Source organism: Pseudomonas sp. St29 (assembly GCF_001547915.1).
In the GTDB taxonomy this organism is placed as follows: domain Bacteria; phylum Pseudomonadota; class Gammaproteobacteria; order Pseudomonadales; family Pseudomonadaceae; genus Aquipseudomonas.
The window spans coordinates 830,001-850,193 of record NZ_AP014628.1; the positions used below are offsets into that span (position 1 = coordinate 830,001).

Here is a 20,193-nt window from a genome sequence, read left to right on the forward strand (position 1 = left end):
GCTGATACCGCCCAAGAGTTCATATCGACGGCGGTGTTTGGCACCTCGATGTCGGCTCATCACATCCTGGGGCTGAAGCCGGTCCCAAGGGTATGGCTGTTCGCCATTTAAAGTGGTACGCGAGCTGGGTTTAGAACGTCGTGAGACAGTTCGGTCCCTATCTGCCGTGGACGTTTGAGATTTGAGAGGGGCTGCTCCTAGTACGAGAGGACCGGAGTGGACGAACCTCTGGTGTTCCGGTTGTCACGCCAGTGGCATTGCCGGGTAGCTATGTTCGGAAAAGATAACCGCTGAAAGCATCTAAGCGGGAAACTTGCCTCAAGATGAGATCTCACTGGGATCTTGAATCCCCTAAAGGGCCGTCGAAGACTACGACGTTGATAGGTTGGGTGTGTAAGCGCTGTGAGGCGTTGAGCTAACCAATACTAATTGCCCGTGAGGCTTGACCATATAACACCCAAGCAATTTGCTTAAGAAGCGAGTTGCGGTGTGTGAAGACGAAACGAACCGAAAGTTTGCACCGCTCACAAAGCACACAAACCTATTACATACCCATTCGCTGGCACGTTGCACAAGCAACGGACTGGCTACCGAATTTCTTGACGACCATAGAGCGTTGGAACCACCTGATCCCATCCCGAACTCAGAAGTGAAACGATGCATCGCCGATGGTAGTGTGGGGTTTCCCCATGTGAGAGTAGGTCATCGTCAAGATTAAATTCCGAAACCCCAATTGCGAAAGCAGTTGGGGTTTTGTTTTTGCGCTGCAGAAAAGTTGCGCTGCTGCGGCCGGCCATGACCGCTCGGCTGCGGCTGCCAGCACCCCGCGACAGTGCTAAGGTTCCGGCCTAGCTTTTTGCATTCTCCAAGGAAGCCTTTATGCCGGACGCCTCGTCCCTCACCCCCGGTTTTATGGTGGTTCACGGTAACCGCCTGGACGAGTTGCGCAGTCTGGTGGTCAGCTGGATGCGGCGTTACCCGCTGGCTCCCCTGGAAAATGAAATCGCCCTGGTGCAGAGCAATGGCATCGCCCAATGGTTGAAGCTGGCCCTGGCCGAAGACCCCGAGGAGGATGACTCCGGCGGCTGCGGGATCGCCGCAGCGATCGATGTGCAGTTGCCCGGTAGCTTCATGTGGCAGCTCTACCGTCTGGTACTGGGGCGTGATGAAATCCCGCCCAAATCCTTGCTGGATAAAGCCCCGCTGACCTGGCGTCTGATGCGCCTGCTGCCGGAATTGATCGACGAGCCCCATTTCGAGCCCCTGCAACGCTTCCTGACCCACGACAGCGATCTGCGTAAACGCTACCAACTGGCTGAGCGCCTGGCGGACCTGTTCGACCAATATCAGGTCTATCGAGCCGACTGGCTGGAAGACTGGTCGGCAGGGCGCCATCAATTGCGCAACGTTCGCGGCGAAGCCAAGGCCCTGACCCCAGCCAACTGCTGGCAAGCCGAACTGTGGCGAGCCCTGCTGGTGGATGTCGGCACCGAGGGCATGGCCCAGAGTCGAGCCGGAGTCCACCAACGCTTTATCGAGCGGATCAACAGCCTGGACCAGCCCCCCGCCGGCTTGCCATCCCGGGTGATCGTTTTCGGCATTTCCTCATTGCCGGCCCAAGCCCTCGAAGCCTTGGCCGGACTGGCGCGTTTCAGCCAGGTCCTGCTCTGTGTGCACAACCCCTGCCGTCACCATTGGGCGGATATCGTTGCCGACAAGGATCTGCTGCGCCACCAGTACAAACGTCAGGCGCGCAAAGCCGGCATGCCCCTGGCCCTGGATCCGCAAACCCTGCACCAGCACGCCCATCCGCTGCTGGCAGCCTGGGGCAAACAGGGACGGGACTACATCAATCTGCTGGACAGCTACGACGATCCCAACAGCTACCGCGCGGCTTTTCGCGACGGTCGCATCGACCTGTTCAGCGAGAGCGAACCGCGCACCATGCTCCAGCAGTTGCAGGACGACATCCTCGAACTGCGCCCCCTCAACGAAACCCGCGAACGCTGGCCCGCCGTCGATTTGCAGCAGGATCAATCGATCCGTTTTCACATTGCCCACAGTGCGCAACGGGAAGTGGAAATCCTCCATGACCAGCTACTGGCGCGCTTCAGTGCCGAACCCGAGCTGCGCCCCCGGGACGTGATCGTCATGGTGCCGGACATCGACAGCTACGCCCCGCACATCCGGGCGGTATTCGGCCAGTTGGAACGAGATGACCGCCGCTTCATCCCCTTCACCCTCACCGACCAGGGCCAGCGTGGCCGCGACCCGCTGCTGATTGCCGTCGAGCACCTGCTGAAACTGCCGGACAGCCGCTTTCCGGTCAGCGAGATCCTCGACCTGCTTGATGTGCCTGCGTTGCGCGCCCGTTTTGGTGTCGACGAAGCCGACCTGCCGACCTTGCATCGCTGGATCGAGGGGGCCGGTATCCGTTGGGGCATGAACGCCGAGCAACGGGCCGAACTGGGGCTGCCGCAGGAGCTTGAGCAAAACAGCTGGCGTTTCGGTCTGCGGCGCATGCTCCTGGGGTACGCCGTCGGCCGCTCCTCTGCCTGCGACGGCATCGAGCCCTATGACGAGATTGGCGGCCTGGACGCAGCGCTGATCGGTCCCTTGGTGGCTCTGCTGGATGCCTTGCAGATGGCCTACCAGCAACTTATCGAACCGGCGGTGCCCGCCCAGTGGGGCGAGCGCCTGCAGCAGTTGCTGCAGCTGTTCTTCCTGGCCTCTACCGAGCACGACGACTACCTGTTGGGCCAGCTTGAGGACCTGCGGGAAACCTGGCTGGAAACCTGCGAATCCGTCGGCCTGCAAGATCGGTTGCCCCTGACGGTGGTGCGCGAAGCCTGGCTCGCCGGCCTGGATCAGGGGCGCCTGTCCCAGCGCTTTCTCGCCGGCGCCGTGAACTTCTGCACCCTGATGCCGATGCGTGCCATCCCCTTCAAGCTGGTGTGTCTTTTGGGCATGAACGACGGCGATTACCCGCGCGCCCAGCCGCCCCTGGACTTCGACCTGATGGGCAGCGACTACCGCCCCGGCGACCGTTCACGGCGTGAGGATGACCGCTACCTGCTGCTCGAAGCCCTGCTCTCGGCCCGGGACCAGCTGTACATCAGTTGGGTTGGCCGCAGTATTCGCGACAACAGCGAACGGCCCGCCTCGGTACTGATCGGCCAGCTGCGCGATCATCTGGCCGGCGGCTGGCGGCTGGTGGACGAACAGGCATCGTTGCTCGACGCCCTGACCCAGGAGCACCCGCTGCAGCCCTTCAGTGCCCGCTACTTCCACGACAGCGACACACTGTTCAGCTATGCCCGGGAATGGCAGGTCCTGCACCAGGCCCACGAGCCCGCCATGGCCGTCCAGCCCCTTGAACCCTATGTCCAGGATGAACCCCTGAGCCTGGCTCAGTTGCAGGACTTTCTGCGGCACCCGGTACGGCACTTTTTCAGCCAGCGGCTCAAGGTGTTCTTCGAGGCCATGGATGCGCCCCTGGCGGACGAGGAGCCCTTCGTCCTCGATGCCCTGCAACGCTACAGCCTGAGCGACAGTTTGCTGGAAGCGGCCTTGAGCGATGCCGCGCATCCGGAGCAGGCCCTGCAGGCCCAGGCGCAGCGGCTGCAAGCCAGCGGCCTGCTGCCCATGGCCGGGTTTGGCGAGTGCCTGCAACGTGAGCTCATGGAGCCGTTGCCGGACCTGCTGCAGCGCTACCGGCAACTGCTGGACCTGTGGCCGACACCGCTGACCAGCGCCTTGCCGGTCAGCCTGGAGCTCCAGGGCGTGCGTGTGGAAGGCTGGTTGAGCAGCCTGCATCAGCGGGCAGATGGCGGGCTGTTGGCGGTGACCACCATTGCCAATGGCATCGGCTCGATCAAGACCCGCAAATGGCACCGCCTGATCAAACCCTGGATCAATCACCTGCTGGCCTGCGCCAGCGGCTATTCCCTGACCACCGCGCTGGTGGCCAGCGATGACAGCCTGTTGCTCGCGCCGCTGGAGCAGCAACAGGCACGGACGATTCTCGGCAACCTGCTGCTGGCCTGGCAGGCGGGCATGCGCCAGCCGCTGCCGGTGGCGGTCAAGACCGCCTTTGCCTGGCTCGGGCAGAGCGATCCGGACAAAGCCGGCGCCGCCGCCCGCAAGACTTACGATGGCGACGGCCAGAACAGCGAGGGCGAGCGCCGGGAGACTCCGGCCCTGGCCCGGCAATTTTCCGATTACAACGCACTGATCGCCGATGAGACCTTCAGCGGCTGGGCCGAAACGCTCTATCGTCCCCTGCTGGACGCGCCCTGGCGTTCCGCCCTCGGCGAGGAGGCCGCGCAATGAGTCAACAAGCCCCCCTGGCCCTGGCCTTTCCCCTGCGCGGCAGCCAGCTGATCGAAGCCAGCGCCGGCACCGGCAAGACCTTCACCATCTCCGCGCTGTACCTGCGCCTGGTGCTGGGGCACGGTGGCGAGTCCGCAGGTTTTGGCCGCGAACTGCTGCCGCCGCAGATTCTGGTGGTGACCTTCACCGACGCCGCGACCAAGGAGCTGCGCGAGCGCATCCGTACCCGCCTGGCGGAGGCCGCGCGTTTCTTCCGTGACGAGATCAGTGCCCCCGACAGCCTGATTCTCGAGCTGCGCGAGCAATACCCTGGCGAACAGTGGGCCGCCTGCGCCAATCGCCTGGACATCGCCGCGCAATGGATGGACGAGGCCGCCGTCTCCACCATCCACAGCTGGTGTCAGCGGATGCTGCGCGAGCACGCCTTCGACAGCGGCAGTCTGTTCACCCAGACCCTGGAAACCGACCACAGCGACCTGCTGGGGCAGGTGCTGCGCGATTACTGGCGGCTGTTCTGCTACCCGATGCAGGGCGATGCGCTGAACTGGGTACGCGCCAACTGGGTCGGCCCGGCCCAGTTGCTGCCGCGGGTTCGCGCGCTGTTTGGCAGCGAGCATCGCGAGCCCTCGGCGCAGACGCCCGCCGAGTTGATCGAGGCTTGCCTGCAGGAGCGCCGGGAAGCCCTGGTGCAACTCAAGGCACCCTGGCGGCTATGGGCCGGGGAGTTGCGGGATATCTGCCTGCAAGGCGTGGCCAGCAAGAGCGTCGATGGCCGCAAGCTGCAGGCGCGCTTCTTCGAGCCCTGGTTTGAAAAGATCAGCGCCTGGGCCGAGGACGAGTCCGTTGAACAGTTGGACATCGGCACCGGCTTCACCCGCCTGACCCCGGACGGCATGAGCGAGGCCTGGAAGGGAGAGGCGCCGCAGCATCCGGCGCTTGAAGCCATGGCCGGGCTCAAGGCCAGCCTCGAGGCTTTGCCCAGCCCCGACGCCGCGGTCCTGCAGCACGCCGCGCAGTGGGTCGGTGAGCGCTTTGAAGAAGAGAAACGTCGCCGTGCCGAGATGGGCTTCGACGACATGCTGCTGCGTCTGGACAGCGCCCTGCACAGCGATGGCGGCGAGCGCCTGGCGACCCTGATCCGCGAGCAGTTCCCGGTGGCCCTGATCGACGAGTTCCAGGACACCGACCCGGTGCAGTACCGGATCTTCGAAAGCATCTACCGCATCGAGGCCAACGATCCCGAGACCGGATTGTTTCTGATCGGCGACCCCAAGCAGGCGATCTACGCCTTCCGTGGCGCCGATATCTACACCTACCTGCGGGCCCGCCAGGCCACCACCGGGCGCCTGCACACGTTGGGCACCAACTTCCGTTCCAGCCAGGCCATGGTCAGCGCGGTCAACCATGTGTTCCTGCAGGCCGAACAGCGTCCGCAGGGGCGCGGGGCCTTTCTGTTTCGCGAAGACGACGGCCAGAACCCGGTGCCGTTCCTGGCGGTGGCGGCCCAGGGGCGCAAGGAGCATCTGCAGGTCGAGGGGCAAGGGGTGCCGGCGCTGAACTTCTGGCATCTACCGGCCGAGCAGCCACTGTCCGGGGCCCAGTATCGTCAGCAGCAGGCGGCGGCCTGTGCCAGTGCGATCGTCCAGATGCTCAATGGCGGCCAGCAGGGCCGCAGCGGTTTTGTCCGCGAGCAGCAACCCCTCAAGGGGCTGTTGCCGGCGGATATCGCCATCCTGGTCCGCGATGGCAAGGAGGCCCAGGCGGTCCGCGCTGAACTGGCCGCCCGCGGGGTGCGCAGCGTGTACCTGTCGGACAAGGATTCGGTGTTCGCCGCCCAGGAAGCCCGGGACCTGCTGGTGTGGCTCAAGGCCTGTGCCGAGCCGGATGTGGAGCGCCCGCTGCGGGCCGCCCTGGCTTCCTTGACCCTGAACCTGTCCCTGGTGGAACTGGAGCGGCTGAACCAGGACGAGCTGGCCTGGGAGGCCCGGGTCATGCAGTTTCGCGGATATCGGGCGATCTGGCGCAGCCAGGGCGTGCTGCCGATGCTGCGCCGCCTGCTTCACGACTTCCAGCTGCCCCAGGCGCTGATGGCCCGCAGCGATGGCGAGCGGGTGCTGACCAACCTGTTGCACCTGTCCGAGCTGCTGCAACAGAACGCCGCGGAACTGGACGGCGAGCAAGCCCTGATCCGTCATCTGGCCGAGCATCTGGCGCTGTCCGGGCAGGCCGCGGAGGAGCAGATCCTGCGCCTGGAAAGCGACGAGCAACTGGTCAAGGTGGTGACCATCCACAAGTCCAAGGGCCTGGAGTATCCCTTGGTGTTCCTACCCTTTATCTGCTCCACCAAGCCGGTGGATGGCAGCCGCCTGCCCCTGCATTACCACGATGGCGCAGGCAAGCCTCAGGTCAGCCTGCGACCGACCCCGGAGCTGATCGCGCAAGCGGACGAAGAACGCCTGGCGGAGGACCTGCGGCTGCTCTACGTGGCCCTCACCCGGGCCCAGCATGCCTGCTGGCTGGGTGTGGCCGACCTCAAGCGCGGCAATCACAACAGCTCGGTGCTGCACCTCTCGGCCCTGGGCTACCTGCTGGGCGGTGGTGCCCGGCTCGACGAGTCCAAGGGGCTGCTGCGCTGGCTGCTGGACTTGCAGCAAGGCTGTGACGCCATCGGCGTTGGCGAGCTGCCGGCCGCCGATGAGCAGCGCTTTCATCCGCCACGCAATGACGCCAGCCTCCTGGAGCCGCTGATCCCGGTTCGTCGTGCGGCGGAGAACTGGTGGATCGCTTCCTACAGTGCCCTGCGCATCAGCGACACCCTGGGCGCGGGCAGCAGCGAAGCCCCGGAAAACCCCCAGGCGCAGAAACTCTTCGATGATGAGCGGCTGGACCCTGAAGCCCCGCGTGAAGTCGCCGCCAGTGGTGGCGATATCCATCGTTTTCCCCGGGGCCCGAACCCCGGCACCTTCCTGCATGGTCTGCTGGAGTGGGCCGGGGAGGAGGGCTTTGCCGCAACCCCGGAGCAGATCGGCGACGCCATCGCCCGCCGTTGCAATCGCCGCGGCTGGCAGGGCTGGATCCCGACCCTCAGCGACTGGCTGCAGCACCTGCTGCAAGCCCCCTTGCCGGTGGGGGACGGACAGCCGCCGGTGGTGCTGGGGCAACTGACCCAGTACCGGGTCGAAATGGAGTTCTGGTTCGCCAGCCACAAGGTCGACGTACTCAAGCTGGACCAACGGGTGCGTCAGCAGACCCACCAGGGCGCGGCGCGGGTCACCGCCGAGCCGGTGCTGCTCAACGGCATGTTCAAGGGCTTTATCGACCTGACGTTCGAACATCGTGGCCGCTATTACGTGGCCGACTACAAATCCAACTGGCTGGGCGTGGACGACGCCGCCTACACCGAGCAGGCCATGGAACAATCGATTCTCGACAACCGCTACGACCTGCAATATGTGCTGTACCTGCTGGCCCTGCATCGCCAGCTCAAGGCCCGGCTGGCGGACTACGACTATGACCGGCACGTCGGCGGCGCCCTGTACCTGTTCCTGCGCGGCAGTCGTTCGGCGAGCCAGGGCGCGTATTTCGCCCGGCCGCCGCGGCAGTTGATCGAGAGTCTCGACCGCATGTTCCAGGGCCAGCCCGAGCCGCCCAGGGCCGAGCCCGCCTGGGAGCAGGGAGTGCTGCTATGACCCCGGATCTGTTCGACTCCTCGACCGAGACGCCGGAGGTGCCGTTCGACCTGGCCCCCCTGGCCCGTGCCGAGGACCTGCTGCTGTTGCTCGAGCGCTGGGTCGAGCGCGGCTGGCTGCGTTCCCTGGACAAGGCCTTTGTCGGCTTTCTCCATGAACTGGACCCGGGCTGCGATCCGCTGGTGCTGATGGCCGCGGCCCTGACCAGTCACCAGCTGGGACATGGGCATGTCTGCCTGGACCTGTTCGAAACCCTCAAGGAGCCGGATTTCGCCCTGTCCCTGCCCCCGGAAGGGGATTCGCAAAGCGGTGCCCCGGTGCTGCCGTCCCAGGTCCTGGCGGGGCTGGAAGGCGCCCAGTGGTGCAAGGTCCTGGCCGGCAGCCGGCTGGTGGCCCTGGCGGCGGATCAGGGTGATGCGTCCCGCCAGCGGCCGTTGGTGCTGTCCGGCAAGCGCCTGTACCTGCGGCGCTACTGGGCCTATGAACGGCGCATCGACAATGCCCTGCGTCAACGCCTGGCGGTCACCGAGGCCACCCCGGAAAACCTGTCCCAGCGCCTAGACGGGCTGTTCGGTGTGGCCCGAGCCAGCGGCCCCATCGACTGGCAGAAACTGGCCTGCGCCCTGGCCACCCGCGGTGCCTTCAGCATCATCACCGGCGGCCCCGGTACCGGTAAGACCACCACTGTGGTGCGCCTGCTGGCCCTGCTCCAGGGCCCGGCGGTGGAAGCCCGCAAACCGCTGCGCATTCGTCTGGCGGCGCCCACCGGCAAGGCCGCGGCGCGTCTCACCGAGTCCATCAGCTTGCAGGTGCGCTCGCTGTCGGTGGCCGACGAAGTGCGCGAGAAGATCCCCAGTGAAGTGACCACGGTGCACCGTTTGCTGGGCAATCGTCCGGGCACCCGGCATTTCCGCCATCACGCCGGCAACCGCCTGCCTCTGGATGTGCTGGTGGTGGACGAAGCCTCGATGATCGACCTGGAAATGATGGCCAATCTGCTGGACGCCTTGCCCATCCATGCGCGTCTGGTGCTGCTGGGGGACAAGGACCAGTTGGCCTCGGTGGAGGCGGGGGCCGTGCTCGGGGACCTGTGCCGCGATGCCGAGGCCGGCTGGTACAACCCGCAGACCCGTGCCTGGCTGGAAGCGGTCAGTGGCGAACATCTGGGTGCCAGCGGCCTGCAGGAGGACAGCGGGCACCAACATCCCCTGGCGCAGCAGGTAGTGATGCTGCGTCACTCCCGGCGTTTCGGCGAAGGCAGCGGCATTGGCCAGCTGGCGCGTTGGGTCAATCAGCAACAGGCCGACGAGGCCCGGCGCCTGCTGGCGGCCCGCAGCCATGCCGACCTGTATGGCCTGAGCCTCAAGGGCGAGCAGGATCGGGCGCTGGAGCGCCTGCTGCTGGAAGGCCATGGCGAGGGCCCGCAAGGCTACCGGCATTACCTGAATGTGCTGCGCAGTCAGCGTCCCGCCGCCGACACGCCCCTGGACGACCGGTGTTGGACCGAGTGGGCGCGCAATGTGCTGCTGGCCTTTGACCGTTTCCAGTTGCTCTGCGCGGTGCGCAAGGGGCCCTGGGGCGTCGAAGGCCTGAACCTGCGCATTACCCAGGCACTGTTCAAGGCCCGGCTGATCGACAGCGACCAGCTGTGGTACGAAGGCCGTCCGGTGCTGATGACCCGCAACGACTATGGCCTGGGGTTGATGAACGGCGATATCGGCATCGCCCTGAAACTGCCGGAGGCGCAGGGCCAGGAGCCGGGGCGCCAGGTGCTGCGGGTTGCCTTCCCGCGGAACGATGGCCAGGGCGGGGTGCGCCTGGTGCTGCCGAGCCGGCTCAACGACGTGGAGACGGTCTATGCCATGACGGTGCACAAGTCCCAGGGCTCGGAGTTCGCCCATACGGCGCTGATCCTGCCCGATGCCCTGAACCCGGTGCTGACCAAGGAGTTGATCTACACCGGCATCACTCGGGCCAAGGACTGGTTCAGCCTGATCGAGCCCCGCGCCGGGGTCTTCGAAGAGGCCGTGCGGCGCAAGGTCAAGCGCCTCAGCGGGTTGATGCTGGAGCTGGACTGACGCCGATGTCTGAGTCTGGTGCCCGGCACCGTTTCGGGGCGCTGGCCTCGCGGCAGTTTCCCGGGCTGTGCTATCGTTGCGGCATCATTTCCGTGAAATTCAACGAGAATCCCTGCATGGACGTGGCTGTCTTGAGGACAGAGCGCAGTTTGCGGTGGAGACAGTTTGCACTGTCGACCATTCTTTGCCTGTTCAGTCTGTGCGCCGTGGCGCAGTCAGAGCCTTCAACCCCGACCAGCCTGGCCGAGCAGCGGGCCAAGGCGGTGACGCAAGTGGTGCTGGGGATCCTCAGCTACGCGCGATGGCCGGTGGAGCCCGCTGAGCTGCGCTTGTGCGTGGTGGGGCCCACCGAATACACCGATGACCTGCTCAAGGGCACGACACAGGCCACCGGCCGCCCGGTGCTGGTGCGCCGGTTGCTGGCCAGCAGTCCGGCCCTGGCCAGCGAGTGCGACTCGGTGTACGTCGGCAAATTGAGCACTGAAGAGCGTAACCGGCTGTTCAACTCGCTGATCGGCCAGCCCGTACTGAGCATCAGCGAGGGCGGCGACCAGTGCACCGTGGGCAGCCTGTTCTGCCTGCGGGTCAGCGACAACCAAGTGTCGTTCGAGGTCAATCTGGACTCGGTGGCTCGCAGTGGGGTGAAGATTCATCCCAGCGTGCTGCAATTGTCTCGTCGTCGTCCGGCGGCCCCATGAAAGGGTTCAAGTCCAAGGCCCGCCCCACCCTGCGGTCGGTCATCGGTCGTGGCCACCTGATCGTCGCGCTGCTGGCGATCTGCATGGCCAGCCTGTCCCTGACCTTTCTCGGGGTCCTGGCGTTGCGGGTCTATGCCGATCACAACCTGCACCTGATCGCCCGGTCCATCAGCTACACCGTGGAAGCCGCGGTGGTGTTCAACGACACGGTGGTGGCCACCGAGGCCCTGGCCCTGATCGCCTCCACCGAAGAGGTGGCCGATGCCAAGGTCTACGACACCCAGGGCCGCCTGCTGGCCAGTTGGCAACGTCCGGAGAGCGGCCTGCTGACCAACCTGGAAATGCACGTCGCCAGCGCGTTCCTGGAAAAGCCCATCAGCTTGCCGATCCTGCATCAGAACCGCGAAGTCGGCACGGTCAATGTCACCGGCCATGGCGGCAGCCTCTTGCGCTTCCTGTTCAGCGGTCTGGTGGGCATCGTGCTGTGCACCGCGCTGAGTGCCTGGGTGTCGCTGTACCTGGCGCGTCGGCAACTGCGGGGCATCACCGGCCCCCTGCGCAGCCTGGCGGAAGTGGCTCACGCGGCCCGGCGCGAGCGAGCGTTCGACCAGCGGGTGCCGCCTGCGCAAATCGCCGAGCTGGACAACCTGGGCAACGACTTCAATGCCCTGCTCGATGAGCTGGAAGCCTGGCAGACCCATCTGCAAAGCGAGAATGAAACCCTGGCGCACCAGGCCAGCCACGACAGCCTGACCGGTCTGCCCAACCGGGCGTTTTTCGAGGGCCGGCTGATCCGTGCGCTGCGCAGCGCCAGCAAGCTCAACGAGCGCATGGCGGTGCTGTTTCTCGACAGCGACCGCTTCAAGGAGATCAACGACAACTTCGGCCATGCCGCCGGCGATGCGGTGCTGGTGGCGGTGGCCACGCGGATTCGCGCGCAACTGCGTGAGGAAGACCTGGTCGCGCGCCTGGGCGGGGATGAATTCGCCGTGCTGCTGACGCCGCTGCACCGGGTCGAAGACGCCCAGCGCATTGCTGACAAAATCATCAACAGCATGGAAATGCCGATCCAGCTGCCCGGCAATCTGTCGATCATGACGTCGCTGAGCATCGGCATTGCCGTGTACCCGGATCATGGCCTGACCCCCGGCAGCCTGTTGAATGCTGCCGATGAGGCCATGTACCAAGCCAAGCGCGGTTCGCGAGGCGGGCAACACACCGTGGGGGCGGAGCCCCCAATCGTTCAGGTTCAAAACAGGAGCTAATTCCCTTGTTCTCGATGACGCAACGTTCGGTTCGACTGTTCAGCACCCTGGTGTTCATGGCCCTGTTGGCCCTGGCTGGCTGCCAGAGCGTGCCGCCCAAAGGTCTGACCCCGAAACAGATCGCGGTACTGAAACAGGAGGGCTTCGAACTGACGGATGAAGGCTGGGCCTTCGGCCTGTCGGGCAAGGTGCTGTTTGGCAGCGATGTGGAAACCTTGAACCAGGCCAGCACCGAGATCGTCCAGCGCATCGGCAAGGCCCTGCTCAGCGTCGATATCCAGAAGGTCCGGGTCGACGGCCACACCGACGCTTCGGGCAAGGAGGCCTACAACGTGCAGCTGTCGGTGCGCCGGGCCAAGAGCGTGGTCAAGGTGCTGACCCAGGTCGGCATGCGTGAAGAAAACATCCAGCTGCGCGGCCTGGGCAGCAGCGAGCCGGTGGCCTCCAACAGCACCGCAGCCGGACGCACCGAGAACCGCCGGGTGTCGATCGTGGTGATCGCCGACTGATCGGCATTGCCCGGCTGGCGGCTACCCCCGGCAGCCGTTAGCGCCCTTTGGCCGGCTGGTCGCCGATGCAATCCGGCGCGTTGGGGCCGATGTCGATCATGGCCGCGGACACCCGCGGGTCTCCTTTCATGCCCCACTGCAAGGGCCCCCCGTCGACGACCAGGTCATAGATCTGGCTGTCACCAAGCCATTGGCCATTGCGCTGGTCATACAAACGGAAAAACGCCGGCAGCTCCCAGTGCGGGTTCTCGTTGGGAGCCTGCTCCGGGTCCGGGTGGTACTGGGTGTGGAATCTGCCGGGCAGGACCCAGAACGGCCTGAATACCTGAACCCTGTAGCACCCGTTGGGGCTGATGCGGGGGGCGCCGCGGGCCGTCGCCAGGCCCTTTTCCCACCATTGCGAAGCGGGCCACAGCGAGGCGCCGAGAACCACTGCGCCAAGGGTGAGCGAGCCGCGCCGGCTGAGTTTTTTCATCTTCGGGTATCCAGATCGATCCATGAGCAGGTAAAGCGTCAGGGGGCGGCGAACAGCATGCTGCGACTGTCCCCCATGAGCAGCGGGCGATTCTGCTCGGTTACCTCGCGGATGTAATCCCACAACAGGGTGATGCGCTTCAACTTCCTGAGATCCTCCCGGCAGTACATCCAGAATTGCCGGGTCAGGTTGATCTCCTTGGGCAGCACTGGCAGCAGCCGCGGGTCCTGGGCCGCCAGGAAGCACGGCAGGATCGCCAGCGAGCGGCCCTGCTGCGCCGCCACGTATTGGGCGATGACGCTGGTGCTGCGCAGGTTGGCGCTGGCCCCGGGCACCACATTGGCCAGGTACAGCAGCTCGGAGCTGAACGCCAGGTCGTCCACGTAGCTGATGAATTGATGTTCCCCCAGGTCGCTGGGACGGCGGATCGGCGGGTGACGGTCGAGGTATTCCTGGGTGGCGTACAGCTGCAGTCGGTAGTCGCACAGCTTGCAGCACACGTAAGGTCCGTGCTCCGGGCGCTCCAGGGCAATGACGATGTCCGCCTCACGCTTGGACAGGCTGATGAAGTGCGGCAGCGGCAGGATATCCACCGAGATCGCCGGGTAGGCGTCGAGGAAATGGCTCAGTTGCGGGGTGACGAAGAAGCTGCCGAAGCCTTCGGTGCAGCCCATGCGCACATGCCCGGACAATGCCACCCCGGAACCCGAGACCTGCTCGCAGGCCATGTGCAGGGTGCTCTCGATCGACTCGGCATAACCCAGCAGGCGCTGGCCCTCGGCGGTGAGGACGAAGCCGTTGGTGCGGGACTTTTCGAACAGCAGGGTGCCCAGGGCGGTTTCCAGCGAACCGATGCGCCGCGACACCGTGGTGTAGTCCACCGCCAGGCGCTTGGCCGCGCTGCTGGCCTTGCGGGTACGCGCCACTTCGAGGAAAAACTTCAGGTCGTCCCAGTTCAGGGTGCTCAGCGAGGTGATGTTTTTTTGCATGTTGGACCGGATTTTATGTGCGTTCTTATTAGGAATTTGCACATCTATACTCCAAAAACCGTCCGACACCAACTCGCGACAGCCCCTCTTTCAAGGCGCTTGCCCGCCTTGGTTCCCTGCATAAGAACTCAAGAAGTCAGGAGACCTCATGAACGCATCCCTCAAGCCCTACGGCACCACCCTGCAACAGGTCAAATTGCTGATCGACGGTGAATGGGTCCAGTCCCAGAGCCAGGAATGGCATGACATCGTCAACCCGGCGACCCAGGAAGTGCTGGCCAAGGTGCCCTTTGCCACCGCCGCTGAAGTCGACGCCGCGATTGCCGCCGCCCAGCGTGCCTTCCAGACCTGGAAACTGACCCCGATCGGCGCGCGGATGCGCATCATGCTCAAGCTCCAGGCCCTGATCCGCGAGCATTCCAAACGCATTGCCGCAGTCCTCAGTGCCGAACAGGGCAAGACCCTCGCCGACGCCGAGGGCGACATCTTCCGCGGCCTGGAAGTGGTGGAACACGCCTGCTCCATCGGCACCCTGCAGATGGGCGAATTCGCCGAGAACGTTGCCGGCGGTGTCGACACCTACACCCTGCGCCAGCCGATCGGCGTGTGCGCCGGGATCACCCCGTTCAACTTCCCGGCGATGATTCCGCTGTGGATGTTCCCGATGGCCATCGCCTGCGGCAACACCTTCGTCCTCAAGCCTTCCGAGCAGGATCCGCTGTCCACCATGCTGCTGGTGGAGCTGGCGGTGGAAGCCGGGGTGCCGGCCGGCGTGCTCAACGTGGTGCACGGCGGCAAGGACGTGGTGGATGCGCTGTGCACCCACAAGGACATCAAGGCGGTGTCCTTCGTCGGTTCGACCGCGGTCGGCACTCACGTCTATGACCTGGCGGGCAAGCACGGCAAGCGCGTGCAATCGATGATGGGCGCCAAGAACCACGCCGTGGTCCTGCCCGACGCCAACCGCGAACAGACCCTCAATGCCCTGGTGGGCGCCGGCTTCGGCGCGGCCGGTCAGCGGTGCATGGCCACCTCGGTGGTGGTGCTGGTGGGCGCCGCTAAACAATGGCTGCCAGACCTCAAGGCCCTGGCGCAGAAGCTCAAGGTCAACGCCGGCAGCGAGCCGGGCACCGATGTGGGCCCGGTCGTGTCCAAGCGCGCCAAGGCGCGGATTCTGGAGCTGATCGAAAGCGGCGTGAAAGAAGGCGCCAAGCTGGAACTCGATGGCCGCGGCATCAAGGTCCCGGGCTACGAGCAGGGCAACTTCATCGGCCCGACCCTGTTCTCCGGGGTAACCACCGATATGCAGATCTACACCCAGGAAATTTTCGGCCCGGTGCTGGTGGTGCTGGAGGTCGACACCCTGGATCAGGCCATTGCCCTGGTCAACGCCAACCCCTTCGGCAACGGCACCGGCCTGTTCACCCAGAGCGGGGCGGCGGCGCGCAAGTTCCAGAGCGAAATCGACGTCGGCCAGGTCGGCATCAACATCCCGATTCCGGTGCCGGTGCCGTTCTTCAGCTTCACCGGTTCCCGCGGTTCCAAGCTCGGCGACCTGGGCCCGTACGGCAAGCAAGTGGTGCAGTTCTACACTCAGACCAAGACCGTCACCGCCCGCTGGTTCGACGACGACAGCGTCAACGACGGTGTGAACACCACCATCAGCCTGCGTTGAGGAGCCTGACATGAACATTGCATTTATCGGCCTGGGCAACATGGGCGCGCCCATGGCCCGCAACCTGATCAAGGCCGGGCATCAGCTGAACCTGTTCGACCTCAACCAGAGCGTGCTGGCGGAGCTGGCGCAACTGGGCGGGCGCATCAGCGCCTCGCCCAAGGCCGCCGCCGAAGGCGCCGAGCTGGTGATCACCATGCTCCCCGCCGCGGCCCATGTGCGCAGTGTGTGGCTGGGTGAAGACGGGGTGCTGGCGGGGATCGCCAGCGGCGTGCCGGCAGTGGACTGCAGCACCATCGACCCGCAGACCGCCCGCGAAGTGGCCGCTGTGGCTGCCAGGCAAGGCGTGGCCATGGCCGATGCGCCGGTGTCTGGCGGCACCGGTGGCGCCCAGGCCGGCACCCTGACCTTCATGGTCGGCGCCAGTGCCGAGCTGTTCGCCACCCTGCAACCGGTGCTGGCGCAGATGGGGCGCAACATCGTGCATTGCGGCGAAGTGGGCACCGGGCAGATCGCCAAGATCTGCAACAACCTGCTGCTGGGCATCTCGATGATCGGCGTCAGCGAAGCCATGGCCCTGGGGGATGCCCTGGGCATCGACACCCAGGTGCTGGCGGGGATCATCAACAGCTCCACCGGCCGTTGCTGGAGTTCCGATACCTACAACCCGTGGCCGGGAGTGATTGAAACCGCTCCGGCATCCCGCGGCTACACCGGCGGCTTTGGGGCCGAGCTGATGCTCAAGGACCTGGGGCTGGCCACCGAGGCCGCTCGCCAGGCACATCAGCCGGTGGTGCTCGGCGCCGTGGCCCAGCAGCTGTACCAGGCCATGAGCCTGCGGGGGGAGGGTGGCAAGGACTTCTCGGCCATCGTCAACAGCTACCGCAAGCCGCAGTAAGGCAAAGACTGTATAGCCGCTGCCGCAGGCTGCGAACGGCCCGAAGGGCCGCAGCGATTTCACCTCTGGCGAAGCTTGGTATTGAACGCGGCCCCTTCAGTCGGGGCATTTGCGGGAACCTGCGTCGGGCAGGTTCCCGCTTTTTTTTGCCGCCTCAGTTCGGGCGGCCGGGCACGGTGCGAGTGGGAGGATTGAGGCGTGTGTCGAGGCCGAAGCGTTCCTGGACCACCACCTGGTACAGCCCTTTGGCCAGCAACGGATTGATCAGAATGTTCCAGCTGTGGCGCGACACCGATGAGGGCACCAGCACGAATGGATGGTCGGCCAGCAACTGGTCGGCGAACTTCTGCTGGCCGGCGCTGGGTATGCCCGGCACCAGCCAGTTGGGATTGGGAATGCTCTGTTCATCGATCCGGTAGATGGCCGACGGGTCCTGGATCAGGGCGCCGGTGAGCACATGGGGCACGCTGTCCAGGGCGGCAAAGCCCTTGTGCACCGCCACTTCCAGAATCGCCGTGGCCGGGTCGGCGCTGCCATACACGGCCTTGACCCCTTTGGAGTTCCAGCGACCGCCGCACAGCTCGGCGCCGATACCACTGTCCCAGCTGTCGGCGTGTCGGGCGGCGTCCAGTCGCCAGAAGTGAATTGCACTGCTGCCGGGGGCGCTGATCACTGATAGACCCCGTATTCCAGGCGGGTGAGGAACTCGTCCACCAGTTCGAAGCCGATGGGGTTGGTCAGCAGGTCCACCGGTTTGTGGCCATCGAGGCCCATTACCGGCTTGGCCATCCAGTCCTGTGCCTCTTCACTGCTGCCGAAGATCTCCTGGGCCTTGGCCAGCACCTGGGCAAAGCGCACTGCGCGGGCGCTCTGCTCCGGATTCAAGGGCTCGTCCGGGGTTTTCAGGCGGCGGTGCAGGGTGCGTTCGGAGAGGCCGATGATCTTGGCCAGGACCTGTTCGTCCTTGAGCATGGGCACCGAGGAGACGAACTTGATGATCGCCGTCAGCGGGATGCCTTCCTCGGTCAGCCGATAGATCGAGATGCGGTCGTCAAAGCGTGCCCGGCCACCCAGGAGGATGTCCGAAGACTGTTCTTTCAATACCAGCTTGCCCCGCCGCTTGGGGGTGAGGCCGGTGTCTGTCAGCGCAACCATGGGTCTACTCCTGCCTTTGCCATTTGGCAGTGATTATATAGACATTTGGCAGGATGCGTTGAGTTGAATGGCCGCCATGCCTGAGGAGCCCGGATGGCGCGGGCTCCCGGCGGGTGTTCAGGGATCAGGCGAACACGAAGTACTTGCGCACGGTTTCCAGCACTTCCCAGGTGCCTTTCATTCCGGGTTCCACCACGAAAATATCGCCGGCACGCAGGTGGATGGGATCGTGGCCGTCCGGGGTGATCACGCAGTAGCCTTCCTGGAAATGGCAGTACTCCCACTTTTCGTAGGCCACCCGCCACTTGCCCGGGGTGCAGATCCAGGTGCCCATGATCTTGCTGCCGTCCTCGCTGGTGTAGGCGTTGAGGTTGACGGTGTGTGGGTCGCCTGCGAGCTTTTCCCACTTGCAGGCATCAAGAACGGGCAGCGGATGGGTATCGCGCAGAACGGTAATGGGTTGCGACATGCTGTGCTCCTAGCGGGCAGAGAACTGAAGACGCACCCTATAGCGCCCGGCATTGCGGGGGATGTCTGTGCTCGACCTCGGGGTATCCAGAAGCGCTGCCGCGCTCTGTGGCGGCTGTTGAGCGGGGCGCTGCCGGGGCGGCCCGAAAGGGGTTTGAGGGGTTGCAAGATTCGGTTGATGAAGCGCGCTTTATTAGCAGGATTTGCGAAATATCTGACGAGTACCGAGTTATTTCGCAAGAAACTTCAGCGGTATCGCTCGTATCATTCAGTCCGGAGTGACCGAGAGCCGCACGAATGGAAAATACACCACGCTGGTGGGATATCAGCCCGCCCTTGAGTACCGCGACCCCGACCTGGCCGGGAGATACACCGTTCCAGGAGGAGCGCGTCTGGCAGTTCGGGCCCGAGTGCCCGGTAAATGTCGGGCGGGTGACCCTGTCGCCCCACACCGGCGCCCATGTCGACGCGCCCCTGCATTACCGGCCGGATGGCCTGCCCATCGGCGAGGTGCCGCTGGATGTCTACATGGGCCCGTGCCGGGTCCTGCATTGCCTGGACAGCGGCGCCCTGGTGCAGCCCGAAGCCTTGCTCGGGCGCCTGGACAACCTGCCCCCGCGCGTCTTGCTGCGCACTTATCCACAGGCGCCGCTGAGCACCTGGGACCCGGACTTCACCGCCGTCGCCCCGGCCACTGTCGAGCTGCTGGCCAGTCTCGGCGTGCGCCTGATCGGCATCGACACGCCGTCCCTGGACCCTCAGCAGTCCAAGACCATGGAGGCCCACAACAAGGTGGCTCGCCACGGCATGGCGATCCTTGAGGGGATCGTCCTGGATGAAGTGGCCGAAGGCGACTACGAACTGATTGCCCTGCCACTGCGCTTCGCTCACCTGGACGCCAGTCCGGTGCGGGCGATCCTGCGCCCCCTGGCCGATTGATTCCTACAATAAATACACAGCTGGCCGTCCGCGCCGTTGTGCAGCCCGAGTCCGGGTTGCGCAGCCTGCGGGCGGCAACCGCTGCCTGAGGCGAGGAGCCCACGCCATGAGCCAATGTCCTTTTTCAAGCAACCCACCGGATGAATGGCATAACGCCGAGCTGAATTTCTCCGACTCCATGAGCTACGGCGACTACCTGGACCTGGGGCGCATCCTCAGTGCCCAGCACCCGCTGTCGCCGGACCACAACGAGATGCTGTTCATCATCCAGCACCAGACCTCGGAGCTGTGGATGAAGCTGATGCTCCACGAGCTCAAGGCCGCCCGCGAGCAAGTGCGCCAGGGCCAGTTGCCCCCGGCGTTCAAGATGCTGGCGCGGGTCTCGCGGATCTTCGACCAACTGGTGCACGCCTGGGCCGTACTGGCGACCATGACGCCGTCCGAGTACAAGTCGATCCGCCCGTACCTGGGCCAGTCCTCGGGCTTCCAGTCGTTCCAGTACCGGGAAATCGAATTCATCCTCGGCAACAAGAGCGCGGCCCTGCTGCGGCCCCATGCTCACCGCCCCGAGTTGCTGCAATCCCTGGAAGAGTCGATTGCCACCCCGTCCATGTATGACGAAGCGATCGCCCTGATGGCCCGCAGCGGCTTGAGCATCGATCCCGAGCGCCTGGCGTTGAAGAGCACCACCACGACCCGGCACGACCCGTCGGTGGAAGCCGCCTGGCGCGAGGTGTACGCCAACCCTTCGGCCTATTGGGACCTGTATCAGCTGGCGGAAAAATTCATCGACCTGGAAGACTCGTTCCGCCAGTGGCGCTTCCGCCACGTGACCACCGTGGAGCGCATCATCGGCTTCCAGCCCGGCACCGGTGGCACCGAAGGCGTCGGCTACCTGCGCAAGATGCTCGACACCGTGCTGTTCCCCGAATTGTGGCGAGTGCGATCCTCGCTCTGATCGCCCTGTTCGCTCAACAAGAAACGGCGCGTCCTCACCTTGGGGACGCGCCGTTTTTGTAGAGC

The 20,193-nt window shown here is 64.9% G+C and carries 15 protein-coding genes and 2 rRNA genes (1 of these 17 cut by a window edge); 12 read left to right on the forward strand and 5 right to left on the reverse strand.

All coding sequences use genetic code 11. The annotated features are described in order from the left end of the window. The 8 genes from PST29_RS03680 to PST29_RS03715 form a co-directional block, all read left to right on the forward strand. Positions 1-450, forward strand: a 23S ribosomal RNA gene (locus PST29_RS03680); it begins 2,443 nt to the left of the window's first position. Between the two features lie 148 nt (positions 451-598). After that, positions 599-714: ribosomal RNA gene (gene rrf / locus PST29_RS03685) — 5S ribosomal RNA — on the forward strand. Between the two features lie 165 nt (positions 715-879). Beyond that, positions 880-4,332, forward strand: coding sequence for an exodeoxyribonuclease V subunit gamma (gene recC / locus PST29_RS03690; protein ID WP_060842400.1), 3,453 nt, complete (start codon positions 880-882; stop codon positions 4,330-4,332). Continuing rightward, positions 4,329-8,021, forward strand: coding sequence for an exodeoxyribonuclease V subunit beta (gene recB / locus PST29_RS03695; protein WP_060842401.1), 3,693 nt, complete (start codon positions 4,329-4,331; stop codon positions 8,019-8,021). The genes recC and recB overlap by 4 nt, the downstream gene beginning before the upstream one ends. Continuing rightward, positions 8,018-10,099, forward strand: a complete 2,082-nt coding sequence (gene recD, locus PST29_RS03700) for an exodeoxyribonuclease V subunit alpha (protein ID WP_060837402.1) — start codon at positions 8,018-8,020, stop codon at positions 10,097-10,099. Before recB ends, recD begins: the two co-directional genes overlap by 4 nt. Positions 10,100-10,215: 116 nt before the next feature. Beyond that, positions 10,216-10,797, forward strand: coding sequence for a YfiR family protein (locus PST29_RS03705; RefSeq protein WP_060841870.1), 582 nt, complete (start codon positions 10,216-10,218; stop codon positions 10,795-10,797). Further along, complete coding sequence (locus PST29_RS03710; protein ID WP_060837403.1) at positions 10,794-12,062, forward strand: diguanylate cyclase domain-containing protein; 1,269 nt, start codon at positions 10,794-10,796, stop codon at positions 12,060-12,062. Before PST29_RS03705 ends, PST29_RS03710 begins: the two co-directional genes overlap by 4 nt. Positions 12,063-12,076: 14 nt before the next feature. Further along, positions 12,077-12,571 carry an OmpA family protein gene (locus tag PST29_RS03715; protein WP_060841871.1) on the forward strand — a complete coding sequence of 165 codons (495 nt, stop codon included), beginning with the start codon at positions 12,077-12,079 and terminating at the stop codon, positions 12,569-12,571. A gap of 37 nt (positions 12,572-12,608) precedes the next feature. Here the strand turns inward: PST29_RS03715 and PST29_RS03720 are convergent, their stop codons facing one another. Both PST29_RS03720 and PST29_RS03725 read right to left on the reverse strand, forming a co-directional pair. After that, positions 12,609-13,046 (reverse strand): hypothetical protein, encoded by a 438-nt coding sequence (locus PST29_RS03720; protein ID WP_041115802.1) that lies wholly within the window; start codon positions 13,044-13,046, stop codon positions 12,609-12,611. 38 nt (positions 13,047-13,084) lie between these two features. Continuing rightward, complete coding sequence (locus tag PST29_RS03725) at positions 13,085-14,035, reverse strand: LysR family transcriptional regulator (protein WP_016965434.1); 951 nt, start codon at positions 14,033-14,035, stop codon at positions 13,085-13,087. Between the two features lie 148 nt (positions 14,036-14,183). Here PST29_RS03725 and PST29_RS03730 point away from each other — a divergent pair, with 148 nt between their 5' ends. Continuing rightward, positions 14,184-15,710: a CoA-acylating methylmalonate-semialdehyde dehydrogenase gene (locus PST29_RS03730; protein ID WP_060842402.1), complete on the forward strand. Its 1,527-nt coding sequence runs from the start codon at positions 14,184-14,186 to the stop codon at positions 15,708-15,710. Between the two features lie 10 nt (positions 15,711-15,720). Then, complete coding sequence (gene mmsB / locus PST29_RS03735) at positions 15,721-16,608, forward strand: 3-hydroxyisobutyrate dehydrogenase (protein ID WP_060842403.1); 888 nt, start codon at positions 15,721-15,723, stop codon at positions 16,606-16,608. A gap of 154 nt (positions 16,609-16,762) precedes the next feature. On the opposite strand, the gene PST29_RS03740 is transcribed toward mmsB, so the two are convergent. The 3 genes from PST29_RS03740 to PST29_RS03750 all read right to left on the reverse strand — a co-directional run bounded on the left by PST29_RS03740 (position 16,763) and on the right by PST29_RS03750 (position 18,232). After that, a complete protein-coding gene (locus PST29_RS03740) occupies positions 16,763-17,281 on the reverse strand; it encodes an RES family NAD+ phosphorylase (RefSeq protein ID WP_060842404.1) in 519 nt (172 codons plus the stop codon). After that, positions 17,278-17,763: a type II RES/Xre toxin-antitoxin system antitoxin gene (gene parS, locus PST29_RS03745; protein ID WP_060837408.1), complete on the reverse strand. Its 486-nt coding sequence runs from the start codon at positions 17,761-17,763 to the stop codon at positions 17,278-17,280. Before parS ends, PST29_RS03740 begins: the two co-directional genes overlap by 4 nt. A gap of 124 nt (positions 17,764-17,887) precedes the next feature. Next, positions 17,888-18,232 carry a cupin domain-containing protein gene (locus PST29_RS03750; protein WP_060837409.1) on the reverse strand — a complete coding sequence of 115 codons (345 nt, stop codon included), beginning with the start codon at positions 18,230-18,232 and terminating at the stop codon, positions 17,888-17,890. Positions 18,233-18,528: 296 nt separating this feature from the next. Here PST29_RS03750 and kynB point away from each other — a divergent pair, with 296 nt between their 5' ends. Further along, positions 18,529-19,170: an arylformamidase gene (gene kynB, locus PST29_RS03755; RefSeq protein WP_060837410.1), complete on the forward strand. Its 642-nt coding sequence runs from the start codon at positions 18,529-18,531 to the stop codon at positions 19,168-19,170. A gap of 106 nt (positions 19,171-19,276) precedes the next feature. Beyond that, a complete protein-coding gene (gene kynA / locus PST29_RS03760; RefSeq protein WP_060837411.1) occupies positions 19,277-20,128 on the forward strand; it encodes a tryptophan 2,3-dioxygenase in 852 nt (283 codons plus the stop codon). Positions 20,129-20,193: the final 65 nt, after the last annotated feature.